General features: G+C 72.4%; 12 protein-coding genes. 1 reads left to right on the top strand and 11 read right to left on the bottom strand.

Annotation, left to right across the window (positions count from 1 at the left end; all coding sequences use genetic code 11):
• The 9 genes from ABZW30_RS31740 to ABZW30_RS31700 all read right to left on the bottom strand — a co-directional run.
• Positions 1-520: ribonuclease III (locus ABZW30_RS31740; protein WP_355674672.1), on the bottom strand; the 520-nt coding region annotated here is incomplete at its 3' end.
• Positions 521-540: 20 nt separating this feature from the next.
• Positions 541-714 carry a 50S ribosomal protein L32 gene (gene rpmF / locus ABZW30_RS31735; RefSeq protein ID WP_030056747.1) on the bottom strand — a complete coding sequence of 58 codons (174 nt, stop codon included), beginning with the start codon at positions 712-714 and terminating at the stop codon, positions 541-543.
• 2 nt (positions 715-716) lie between these two features.
• On the bottom strand, positions 717-1,361 hold the full coding sequence (locus ABZW30_RS31730; protein WP_355674671.1) for a DUF177 domain-containing protein: 645 nt from the start codon (positions 1,359-1,361) through the stop codon (positions 717-719).
• Between the two features lie 171 nt (positions 1,362-1,532).
• Positions 1,533-2,705: an ATP synthase F0 subunit B gene (locus ABZW30_RS31725; RefSeq protein ID WP_355674670.1), complete on the bottom strand. Its 1,173-nt coding sequence runs from the start codon at positions 2,703-2,705 to the stop codon at positions 1,533-1,535.
• Positions 2,706-2,903: 198 nt separating this feature from the next.
• Positions 2,904-3,395, bottom strand: a complete 492-nt coding sequence (coaD, locus tag ABZW30_RS31720) for a pantetheine-phosphate adenylyltransferase (protein ID WP_355674669.1) — start codon at positions 3,393-3,395, stop codon at positions 2,904-2,906.
• Between the two features lie 47 nt (positions 3,396-3,442).
• On the bottom strand, positions 3,443-4,027 hold the full coding sequence (gene rsmD / locus ABZW30_RS31715) for a 16S rRNA (guanine(966)-N(2))-methyltransferase RsmD (protein WP_355674668.1): 585 nt from the start codon (positions 4,025-4,027) through the stop codon (positions 3,443-3,445).
• A 310-nt stretch (positions 4,028-4,337) separates the two neighbouring features.
• On the bottom strand, positions 4,338-4,871 hold the full coding sequence (locus ABZW30_RS31710) for a hypothetical protein (RefSeq protein ID WP_355674667.1): 534 nt from the start codon (positions 4,869-4,871) through the stop codon (positions 4,338-4,340).
• Between the two features lie 105 nt (positions 4,872-4,976).
• Entirely contained in the window at positions 4,977-7,208 is a 2,232-nt protein-coding gene (gene recG, locus ABZW30_RS31705; protein WP_355674666.1) for an ATP-dependent DNA helicase RecG, read from the bottom strand.
• Positions 7,209-7,247: 39 nt separating this feature from the next.
• On the bottom strand, positions 7,248-8,879 hold the full coding sequence (locus tag ABZW30_RS31700; RefSeq protein WP_355674665.1) for a DAK2 domain-containing protein: 1,632 nt from the start codon (positions 8,877-8,879) through the stop codon (positions 7,248-7,250).
• A 288-nt stretch (positions 8,880-9,167) separates the two neighbouring features.
• On the opposite strand from ABZW30_RS31700, the gene rpmB reads away from it, so the two are divergent.
• Positions 9,168-9,353, top strand: a complete 186-nt coding sequence (rpmB, locus tag ABZW30_RS31695; RefSeq protein WP_014138233.1) for a 50S ribosomal protein L28 — start codon at positions 9,168-9,170, stop codon at positions 9,351-9,353.
• Between the two features lie 157 nt (positions 9,354-9,510).
• Here the strand turns inward: rpmB and thiD are convergent, their stop codons facing one another.
• Complete coding sequence (thiD, locus tag ABZW30_RS31690; RefSeq protein WP_355674664.1) at positions 9,511-10,356, bottom strand: bifunctional hydroxymethylpyrimidine kinase/phosphomethylpyrimidine kinase; 846 nt, start codon at positions 10,354-10,356, stop codon at positions 9,511-9,513.
• 23 nt (positions 10,357-10,379) lie between these two features.
• Entirely contained in the window at positions 10,380-11,405 is a 1,026-nt protein-coding gene (locus ABZW30_RS31685; protein WP_355674663.1) for a 6-phosphofructokinase, read from the bottom strand.
• Between the last annotated feature and the right edge of the window lie 308 nt (positions 11,406-11,713).

Genomic DNA, 11,713 nt, shown 5'->3' with positions numbered 1-11,713 from the left:
CGATCAGCGGGTCGAACAGCCGGTGGACGAACTCGGTGGCCGCCTCCAGACCGCGGTCCAGGTAGACGGCTCCGATCACGGCCTCGACGGTGTCGGTGAGGATCGACGACTTGTCGCGGCCGCCGGTGCCCTCCTCGCCCTTGCCGAGCCGGATGAACGCGCCGAGGTCCAGACCCCGGCCGACGTCCGCGAGCGCGCGGGAGTTGACCACCGCGGCGCGCAGCTTGGCGAGCGTGCCCTCCGGGACGTCCGGGTGGACGCGGTAGAGGGTGTCGGTCACCACCAGGCCCAGCACCGAGTCGCCGAGGAACTCCAGGCGCTCGTTGGTGGGCAGACCCCCGTTCTCGTACGCGTACGAGCGGTGGGTCAGGGCACGTACCAGAAGGGCGCGCTCAAGCGTGTACCCGAGGCGCCCTTCCAGGACGTCGTATTCGGTCGAAGCCGGCCCGCCGGCCTTGCCGCTGCCCGAAGAACCCTTCGAGGCAGAGGACGCCTTGCGGGTGGAGTTACCGTCCGACATCGATCCGTACACCCCGCCGATCAGACCGAGAGGACCTGGCGACGGTTGTACGTGCCGCAGCTCGGGCACGCGATGTGGCCCAGCTTCGGCTCGTGGCAGCGGTCGCACGCCACGAGGGCCGGAACGACGGCCTTCCAGTTGGACCGACGGTGGCGCGTGTTGCTGCGCGACATCTTCCGCTTCGGAACAGCCACGGCTACTTCTCCTGGTTCTCGGCGAGACCCTCACGGGTGTCGCTGTTCTTGATTCCGTCACCCTCGTCGCCGGGGGCGGCGGAGAGTCCCTGCAGAGCCGCCCACCGGGGGTCGGCGGCGTCGTGGTGGTGCGTCGGGTCGTCGCTCAGGCGCGCTCCGCACTCGGAGCACAGGCCCAGGCAGTCTTCCTGGCACACCGGCTGCAGCGGCAGTGCGAGCACCACCGCGTCACGCAGCACCGGCTGGAGATCGAAGAAGTCGCCCTCCAGGCGGTAAGTCTCTTCTTCCGAGTCCTCGTCGAGGTCCTCGGTCCCGGTGGTCCGGGCGCGGTGGCGCTCATCGGACTCCGGGTAGTAGTACAGCTCCTGGAAGTCCACGTCGATGTCGAAGTCGACGGGCTCCAGGCACCGGACGCACTCGCCCTCGACGTGGGTTTCGGCGGTGCCGGTGACCAGCACGCCCTCGACCACGGACTCCAGGCGGAGCTCCAGCTCGATCGGGCTCTTCTCCGGGACGCCGATCACGTCGATGATCCCGAAGCCCTCGGGGGCCTCCAGGGTCCGGCTCACCTTGCGCATGCTGCCCGGACGACGGCCCAGCTCGTGCGTGTCGAACACGAGGGGGTCGCGGTGGTCGAGGCGGTTCAAGGTGTCCTGACTTCCATAGGAATCAACGCTGTGTCCCCATACAAGTCGACGTTGCGAGGGCAAGCCGACGGCCGGACATGGGGATGCCGGAGTGGTCAGACTACCGGAGTCTCCCGCCAGGCCCAACTTCGGTCCCGTCAGGAGACTTCCGACAGCCCCACCGGGGCCGGCTCAGCGGCCGCCGAGCTCCCGCAGTCGGGTCATGTCGATCATGCTGGTGTCGAAGAAGCTGGTCTCGTCCAGGCTCTGCTGCTGGTGCGGCACGGCCGGGGGCAGGGCGGGCTGCTGCGGGTAGTTGTAGCCGTCGTACGGCTGGGCCGCGTAGCCGTCCTGCTGCTGCGGATAGCCGTAGCCGGCGCCCTGCTGCTGGTCCGGGTAGCCCTGCTGCTGCGGGTAGCCGCCCTGCTGCTGGTGGCCCCACTGGGCGTTGTACGGGTCGCCCTGGTGGCCGGCCGGGTCGAAGCCGCCGTACACCTCGGCGTACTGCCCGCTCTGCTGCTGGGCGGCGGCCGCGTACTGGTCGGTGCCGGGGGCCTGCCAGTCGGCCGCGGCCGGGGTCTGCTCGGGCCAGGTCTGCTGCTGCGGGACCTCCTCGCGGTACCAGGCGAGGTCCTCGCCGTCGCCGTCGGCGGCGAAGCCCGCCGCGACCGCCTCGGCCCGCTCCTTGGCCTGCTGCGCCTCGTCGGCGGCGGCCAGGTAGGCGCCCAGCTCGTCGATCGGCCGCTTGCCGAGCAGCTTGTCGCGGCCCTTGCCGACCGCCTCCAGGGTGGCGCCGAGCACGTTCTCCAGCGTGGCGAGCTTCACATCGACGTACTCGTCGACCTCGGGGCTCGGGCTGAGCCGCTGCGGCTGGAACTCTTCGCCGTCGGTCTCGCCGTCGGTCTCGGTCTCGAAGACGCCGGAGTCGCCGCGCAGCTTGGTCCGGCCGCGGCCGACCGCGCCGAGCGTCTTGGTCAGCACGACCTCGAAGTTGGCCAGCTTGCTGTCCACGTAGTCGTCGGCCTCGGCCCGCTTGGTCTCGACCTCGGCCCGGGCCTCGGCGAGGATCCGGTCCGCCTCGGCCTGGGCCCGGCGGACCACCTCGGTGTCCGAGATGAGCGAGCCGCGCTCGGCGTGCGCGCCCTGGATGATCCGGTCGGCCTCGTCCTGGGCCTCGGCCACCATCTGCTCGTGGTCGGCCATCACCGACTGCGCCTGGGCGAGTTCGGCGGGCAGGGCCGCCTTGAGGTCGTTGAGCAGGCCGATCAGCTCGGACCGGTTCACCACGCAGGAGGCCGACATCGGCATCGAGCGGGCGTTCTCGACCGCCGCCACGATCTCGTCGACCTTGTTCTGCACGTCCACGGGGCTTCGTCTTTCCGTGTGCCGCCGACGGTCCGGCGGAGGCAGGCCCGGCGCGGTGCACCTCACCGCAGGGCAGGAATACAGACTGTACGGCCCTCGCGCGGCGAGCTCACAACGCCCGAGCCGAGCCGGTCCCCGGGGAAACGGACATGACGTGACGAACCAGCAGAAACCGGCAGACAGTCGAACGCTGCTCGACTACTGCTCGGCCTTACGCTCCGCGATCCGCTCGACCAGCCGACGGTGCACCGCCTCCGGCAGCAGGTGCGAGATGTCGCCGCCGTACGAGGCGACCTCCTTGACCAGCGTCGAGGAGAGGAAGCTGTACGCCGGCGAGGTCGGCACGAACAGCGTCTCCACGCCGGTCAGGCCGTGGTTCATCTGGGCCATCTGCAGCTCGTAGTCGAAGTCGCTGACCGCGCGCATGCCCTTGATGATCGCGGGGATGCCGCGCTCCCGGCAGAAGTCCACCAGCAGGCCGTGGTGCGACTCGACCACCACGTTGTCGAACTCGGCGGTGACCTCCTCGATCAGGCCGATCCGCTCCTCGATGGTGAACATGCCCTGTTTGTTCCGGTTGATCAGGACCGCGACATGCACCACGTCGTACAGCTTCGAGGCGCGCCCGATGATGTCGAGGTGGCCGTTGGTGATCGGGTCGAACGAACCGGGACAGACGGCTCGACGCATGGCATGTGCTCCCTCGTGGGGTGACGGCTGCTGCGGGCCGCGGCCCGCTACTCGTGATCGCTGGCCTCGGCGGCGGCGCGACCGTACCAGAGCGTGCCCTCGCCGTAACGGCGGGAGCGCAGCACCTCGAAGCCCTCGGGCCAGCCGAACTCGCCGCCACGGGTGCTGCGTTCCACGGTGACGAGTGCGTCCTCCGCGAGCCAGCCCCCAGCCGACAGTGTGATCAGCATCTCCCGCACCTCCTCGTCCGTCACGACGTACGGCGGGTCGAGAAACACCAGGTCATAGGGGGTCTGCGGGGGCGGGCCGACGATCACCTTCTCCGCCTTGGCTGCCCGGACCTCGGCGCCCGGCAGACCGACCGTGCGGACGTTCTGCCGGATCACCCGGGCCGCCTGACCGTCCGCCTCGACCAGCAGGACGTGCTCGGCGCCCCGCGACAGCGCCTCCAGGCCGACCGCGCCCGACCCGCCGAACAGGTCCAGCATCCGGGTTCCGTGCAGGGTGCCGCGCAGCGCCTCCAGGGTGGAGAACATCGCCTCCCGGGCCTTGTCGGAGGTCGGTCGGGTGCCCCGGCCGGGCGGTACGGCCAGCCGGCGGCCGCCGGCCGACCCGGCGATCACGCGGGTCATGGTGGTGAAGGGTCCTTTCGTCGCTGCCCGACCACGCTATCCCGCCCCGAGCCGGAGGGGCGCGCCGGTGCCGAAAGGGAGAAGCGAGGAGGCCCGAGGAACGAGGGCATCGGAGCGCCGACCGTCGGCACCGGGTCGAAGCGCCCCGGAGGCGAGCGGGCGAGTCACAGCCCCGAGCCGGAGGGGCGCGCCGGTGCCGAAAGGGAGAAGCGACCAGCGAGGCACGAGCGCCACAGCGCTGACCGTCGGCACCGGGCCAAAAGAGCAGCGGGCCCCGCCGACGTGTCGGCGGGGCCCCGGGGTCGGCGCGTCAGCTGGCTTCCGAGCCCGCCGACTGGGCCGGGACCGCCGCGCCGAGCAGGGCCGGCGAGGCGTAGCGGGACCAGGAAAGGCAGCCGTCGGGCGGGCAGAACTCGGGGCGGCGCGGGTCGTGCCCGAGCTCGCGCAGCTTGGTCCGGACGGAGTCGGGAGTACGGCCGAAGCGGGCGGCGATCCGGGCGACGGTCTCGCCGTCGTGGAAGCGCCGGACCAGCTCCTCCTCGTGCTGTGGCACCCAGGGGGCGCCGTGGCCGGGGTACAGCTCGCGCAGCACGTCGCGGTCGGGGATGGGCTCGGAGACGTCGGCGACGATCGCCAGCGCCCGCAGCGCGCGGTTGAGCGCGATCCGCAGCGAGGCGACGTCCTCGACCGGCAGGCGGAGCTTGCCCGAGGCGAGCGGCGCGGCGGCCGCCCCCTCGCGCCAGCCGGTCAGGGTGAGGGTGACCTCGCGGTCGTCGTCGCTGGCGAGTTCGATCCGGAAGACCTTGTCGCCCAGCGGGAGCTCGTTGAGATGACGGAATGCCATGGCAGGACCCCCAAATGTCGTGCCAGGTACGCACCTTGAGGGTGCGCCCCGAACACCTTCATTCTCTCCCGGGGGTCTGACAATCCGGCCTGCCCGAGGGCCCGCTCAGCCCTTCTCCATGTAGGCCGCGCGGTCCTCGTCGAGCAGGCTCTCCAGCACGGTGCGCAGCTCCGGGTGGGCGGTGAGGTCCGGGTCCTCGGCGACCAGCCGGGTGGCCTCGGTCCGGGCGGTGAGGATGACGTCCTCGTCCTCCAGCACCGAGAGCACCTTGAGCGAGGACTTCACCCCGGACTGCGCCTGGCCCAGCACATCGCCCTCGCGGCGCTGTTCGAGGTCGATCCGGGACAGCTCGAAGCCGTCCAGGGTGCCGGCCACCGCGTCCAGCCGGGCCCGGGCGGCGCTGCCCCCGGGCATGTCACTGACCAGCAGGCACAAGCCCGCCGCGCTGCCGCGGCCGACCCGACCGCGCAGCTGGTGGAGCTGGGAGACGCCGAAGCGGTCGGCGTCCATGATGACCATCGCGGTGGAGTTGGGGACGTTGACGCCGACCTCGATGACCGTGGTGGCGACCAGCACGTCCACCTCCCCGGCGGAGAACCGGCGCATCACCTCGTCCTTGGCCTCCGGGGCGAGCCGGCCGTGCAGGATCTCCACCCGCAGGCCGCTCAGCGGGCCCTCGGCGAGCTTCTCCGCCGTCTCCACCACCGAGAGCGGGGGCCGCCGTTCGTCGCTCTCGGCGCCGATGTCGGCGATGTCCTCGAAGTCCTCCTCGGCCGCCTTCCGCTTCTTCTTGGCCTCGTTCCTCGATGCCGGGGCCACCGGCTCCTCGTCTCCGATCCGGGGGCAGACCACGTACGCCTGGTGGCCCTTGGCGACCTCCTCGCGGACCCGTTCCCAGGCCCGGGTAAGGAAGTTGGGCTTCTCCAGCGCCGGGACGACATGGGTGGAGATCGGCGAGCGGCCGGCCGGGAGCTGGTCCAGGACGGAGGTCTCCAGATCGCCGAAGACGGTCATCGCGACGGTGCGCGGGATCGGGGTGGCGGTCATCACCAGCAGGTGCGGCGGCTGGTCGCCCTTGGCGCGCAGCGCGTCGCGCTGCTCGACGCCGAAGCGGTGCTGCTCGTCCACCACGACCAGGCCGAGGTCCTGGAACTGGACCTTGTCCTCGATCAGCGCATGGGTGCCGATGGCGATCCCGGCGTCCCCACAGGCCATGTCGAGCAGCGCCTGGCGGCGGGCGGGGACACCCATCGAGCCGGTCAGCAGCACCACCCGGGTGCCGAGGTCGGAGCCGCCGAGCATGCCGCCCTCGGCGAGGTCGCCCATCATCTCGACGATCGAGCGGTGGTGCTGCTGGGCCAGCACCTCGGTGGGCGCGAGCAGGACGGCCTGGCCGCCCGCGTCCACCACGGCGAGCATGGCGCGCAGCGCGACCAGGGTCTTGCCGGAGCCGACCTCGCCCTGGAGCAGGCGGTGCATCGGGTGCTCGGTCGCCAGGTCGGCGGCGATCTCGGCGGAGACCTTCCGCTGGCCCTCGGTGAGGGTGAACGGCAGCCGGGCGTCGAAGGCGTCCAGCAGGCCGCCCTCGCGGGCCTTGCGCGGCTTGGCGGGCAGCGCGGAGTCGGCGGCCCGGCGCTGGGCGAGGGCGACCTGCAGCACGAAGGCCTCGTCCCAGCGCAGCCGGCTCTGGGCGCGTTCGCGGTCGGCCTGGGTGCGCGGGCGGTGGATCAGCTCCAGTGCCTCGGGCAGCGGGATCAGGTCGTGCCGCTCGCGCAGTTCGGCGGGCAGCGGCTCGCCGACGTCGCCGAGGTGCTTGGTGAGCGCGGTCTCGATGCAGATGGACAGCTTCCAGCTGGGCATCTGCGCGCTGGCGCCGTAGACCGGGATGAGCCGGCCGGCGAACTGCCGGGCGGCGTCCGACCCGGCGTCCTCGTCGAGCAGTTGGTAGTCGGGCGAGACCAGCTGGCGGGTGCGGTTGAAGACGCCGACCTTGCCCGCGAACAGGCCCTGGGCGCCGGCCTTGAGCTCCTTCTGCCGCCAGCCCTGGTTGAAGAAGACCAGCGAGAGCCGGCTGCGGCCGTCGGTGACCACGACCTCCAGGCGGTCGCCCTTGCGGCCGCGGAACGGGATCAGGGTGACCTTCTCGATCCGGGCCAGCACGGTGACGTGCTCGTCGATCTCCAGCTCGTCCAGGCTGGTCAGCTGGCCGCGCTCGACGTAGCGGCGCGGGTAGTGGTGCAGCAGGTCCCCGACCGTGCGCAGCTTGAGGCTGTCGGCGAGCACCTTCGCGGTGCGGTCGCCGACGAGCTTGGTCAGTGGTTCATCGAGAGCGCCCATCAGGCCCCTGTTTACACCACGGGACCGACGAACCGGGCCCTACTCGACCCCGATGAGCAAGGGCGTGGACTCCTGCCCGCCGTGGAAGACCACCGAGTCCACCTCCGGCCGCCGGTGGCGCACGTGCGCGACCAGCCGGTCGGCGAGGCCGTCGTCGGCGCCCTCGCCGAGGATCAGGGTGACGAGTTCGCCGCCCGCGCCGAGCATCCGGTCCAGCACGCTCTCGCCGACCTCGGCCAGCCCGCCGCCGATCACCGCGACATCGCCGTCGATCAGTCCGAGCACGTCCCCGGCCTGGCAGACCCCGGCCATGGTCCAGGACTCCCCCTCGGCGACGGCCAGTTCGGCGTATCGGGTGGCCCCGGCGGCAGAGGTCATGGCGACCACGTCCTCGTCGAAGCGGCGGCCGCCCTCGTGCACCGCGAGCGCCGCGAGCCCCTGCACCGGCGAGCGGGTGGGCAGGACGGCGATCCGCACGCCCTCCTCGCGCAGCTGGTCGGCGGCGGCCCCGGCGGCGGCGCGCAGTTCGGGGTCGTTGAGCAGCAGCACCACCTCGCGGGCGGCCGAGCGGCGCACCGCGGCGGCGAGTTCGGCGCTGGCCGGGCGGCGGTCCGGGTCGGCGTGCAGGGCGACGGCGCCGGCCTGCTCGCACAGTTCGGCCAGGCCCTCACCGGAGACCACGGAGAGCACCGCGCGGGCCCGCTCCTCGCGCTCGCCGGGCTCGGCGGCGGTGCCGGAGCGGGCGGCGGCCTCGGCGAAGTGGGTGATCCGGATCTGGTGCGGGCGCCCGGCCTCGACCCCGGCCTCCACGGCGGCGCCCGCGTCGTCCACGTGGACGTGTACGTTCCACAGGCCGTCGCCGCCGCCGATCACCAGCGAGTCGCCGAGCGCGCCGAGCCGCTCGCGCAGCCCGGGCAGCGACCGGTCCGGTGCGTCCAGCAGGTAGATGACCTCGAAGGCGGGGTGCCCGGGGCCGGCCGGGCGGACGTGCACCTCGCAGCTCTCGACGGCCCGGATGTCCCCGCGCAGCGCGACCGGCCCCATCGGCTGCTGCCCCGCGACGGCGTCGGCGAGGGCGCCGAGGACGGCCACCAGGCCGCGCCCGCCGGCGTCCACCACCCCGTTCTCGGCCAGCACGGCGAGCTGCTCGGGCGTGTGCCGCAGCGCGTCCCGGGCGGCCCGGTAGGCGGTGTCGGCGACCTGCCCGAGCCCGTCCCCGGCCCGTACGGCCTCCCGGGCGGCGACCCGGGCGACGGTCAGCAGGGTGCCCTCGACGGGCTCCGCGACGGCCTGGTAGGCGGAGTCGGCGGCCCGCTGCAGGGCGGCCCGCAGCTGTTCGGCGCCGCCGCCCTCGGCGAGCGTCTCGGCGGTGCCGCGCAGCCACTGGGCGAGGATCACCCCGGAGTTGCCGCGGGCGCCGACCAGGGCGCCGCGGGCCATCGCCCGGACGGCGTCGGCCAGCCCGGGGGCCGGGTCGGCGGCGGGGTCGGCGAAGCGGCTCTCCACCGCGGCGGCGGCGGACTCGACGGTCAGGTAGAGGTTGGTACCGGTGTCGCCGTCCGGGACCGGATAGACGTTGAGCGCGTCGATCTCCTCGCGGGCCTGGCCGAGCGCGCGCAGGGCGAGCTGGCACCAGGTGCGCACGGCCGGGGCGTCGAGCGTGTGCAGCACCAGGTCTCCTCCGGATGGGACGCCGATACGGCCTGACGGGCAGCGGCACTCTCAGGGCAGCGGCGAGGGGTGATACCGGCAGGTTATCGGGGCCGCCCGGACCGGCGGCCGGAGCGATCACTCGGCCGCTCATGGTAGTTTCGTGGGACGGAAGCAAGCGTTGTATGCTCTTCCGGTTGCCTGGAACCGTCCAGGCTCACCCCCTTGTCCGGTCCGGTTCACGTGAGTGCTCCGGTGGGTGAGTGGGGTTTTCGAAAGTATCTGATCTGAAGTCTTGGAGTGACTCCTGTGGCTGCCAACTGCGACGTCTGCGGCAAGGGGCCGGGCTTCGGCAACAGCATCTCCCACTCTCACCGCCGTACCCCCCGTCGTTGGAACCCCAACATCCAGACGGTGCGCGCTGTGATTGGGCGGACGCCGAAGCGGCTCAACGTCTGCACCTCGTGCATCAAGGCCGGTAAGGTCTCGCGCTGACGCGCAGACCGGCACGCCGGTCCTCCAGTGAGTCGGTTCATCCTCGGATGGACCGGCTTCGCTGTTTCCGGGACCGGTCACGCTTTCCGGACGTAACCGTGGTGGGCGGGCTCCCTTGGGGCCCGCCCACCACTGTTCTCCGGCTGCCGGCTGTCGGCTAGCGCCAGCGCCAGGCGTGGTCGACCGGCCCGATCCCGGCACCCAGCGCGAAGCCGGCGGCGATCGCGCCGGTGATGTACTCCTTGGCCGAACCCACCGCCTCGGGCAGCGACTCCCCCTTGGCCAGGCCGGCCGCGATCGAGCTGGCCAGGGTGCAGCCGGTGCCGTGGGTGTGCCGGTTGTCGTAGCGCGGCGCGCGGTACCAGTGCACCTCGTCCGGCCCGCCGTAGAGCAGGTCGGCGGCCTCGCCCTCCAGGTGGCCGCCCTTGACCAGCGCCCAGCGCGGCCCGAGGTCGACCAGCGCCTTGGCGGCGTCCAGCATCTGCGACTCGTCCTCGACGGTCCGGCCGGTGAGTTGGGTCACCTCGTGCAGGTTGGGGGTGACCACGGTGGCGACCGGAAGCAGCCTCTCGCGGACAGTGGCCACCGCCTCGGCAGCCAGCAGCGCGTCCCCGTGCTTGGAGACGCCGACCGGGTCGACCACCACCGGGGCCGCCACTGCGGACAGCAGCTCGGAGACGGTCTCGACCAGTTCGATCGAGGCGAGCATCCCGGTCTTCACGGCCTGCACCCCGATGTCGTCCACCACGCTGCGGAACTGCGCCCGGACGGCTTCGGCGGGCAGTTCCCAGTAGCCCTGGACGCCGAGCGAGTTCTGCGCGGTGACGGCGGTGATCACACTCATGCCGTGGACGCCGAGGGCGAGCATCGCCTTGAGGTCGGCCTGGATGCCGGCGCCGCCGCCGGAGTCGGAGCCGGCGATGGTGAGCACGCGGGGAGGGGCATCGGAAGGGCCGTGCGAAGCGCGTCGGCCGGGGGCGGGGGTGGGAGACGGGAGGGCCATGGCCCCAACCTACCCGCGCCGGTTCAGAGCACCGCCTCGGACTCCGCCCAACGGTCTTCCGGCACCGTCTTCAGCCGGGTCACCGCGTCGCCGATCGGCACCAGCTCGATGCCGGTCCGGCGCAGCGCGGTGAAGTGCCCGAACGCGCCCTGGTGGACGGCCTCCACCGCGTGCCAGCCGAAGCGGGTGGCGAGCACCCGGTCCCGGGCGGTCGGGGTGCCGCCGCGCTGGACGTGGCCGAGGATGACCGGGCGGGCCTCCTTGCCGAGCAGGTCCTCCAGCTCGTGGGCGAGCCGGTTGCCGATTCCGCCGAAGGTCTGGTGCCCGAACTGGTCGACGTCGCCGTGGTCGAAACGCATGGTGCCGGGCTGCGGGGCCGCGCCCTCGGCGACGGCGATGATGGCGAACTTCTTGCCGCGGGCGAAGCGGTCCTCGACCATCCGGGCCACCTCCTCGATGTCGAAGGGCTTCTCCGGGATCAGGATGCCGTGGGCGCCGCCGGCCATGCCCGCGGTGAGGGTGATCCAGCCGGTGTGCCGCCCCATCAACTCGACCACCATGACGCGCTGGTGGGACTCGGCGGTGGTCTTCAGCCGGTCGATCGCCTCGGTCGCGACGTGCACCGCGGTGTCGAAGCCGAAGGTGACGTCGGTGGCGTCGATGTCGTTGTCGATGGTCTTGGGCACCCCGACCACCGGCAGCCCGGCATCGCTGAACAACTTGGCGGCGGTGAGCGTCCCCTCACCGCCGATCGCGATCAGCGCGTCGATGCCGATGTCCAGGGCCAGCGTCCGCGCGTTCTCCACCGCCCAGGCGATCCGCTCGCGCCGCACCCGGGCCGAGCCCAGGATGGTGCCGCCGAGGGTGAGCAGACCGGTGACGTCGTCGTGCGAGACCGGCCGGGTGCGGCCCTCGATCAGGCCGAGGAAGCCGTCCTCGATGCCGACGATCTCGTCCCCGTGGACGTCCGTTCCCCGGTGCACCACCGACCTGATCACCGCATTGAGGCCGGGGCAGTCGCCGCCGCTGGTCAGTACACCGATGCGCATGTGTGGTGTGCTCCCGCTCGCAGTGGTTCAGACCACCCACGCCGGACGGGCGGGCGGGCTCGGATGCCGCAAGCCTACGCAAAACGCACCCTCGAAGCCCGTCCGCCGCACGCCCGGAGCGTCACATGCCGCACCGGTGTCCAGCGCCCATCCGCCGTACTCCGTACGCCGATCGGCGAACCCGCCCGGAGGCGAGCGGGCGAGTCACCGCCGCGAGCCGAAGGGGCGCGCCGGTGCCGAAAGGGAGAAGCGACCAGCGAGGCACGAGCGCCGGAGCGCCGACCGTCGGCACCGGGTCCCAGCGCCCC

The sequence above is a fragment of the Kitasatospora sp. NPDC004669 genome (assembly GCF_040609455.1).
Classification (GTDB): Bacteria; Actinomycetota; Actinomycetes; order Streptomycetales; family Streptomycetaceae; genus Kitasatospora.
The sequence above is the reverse complement of the archived record's forward strand: the minus strand, read 5'-3'. Positions and strand labels throughout refer to the sequence as shown.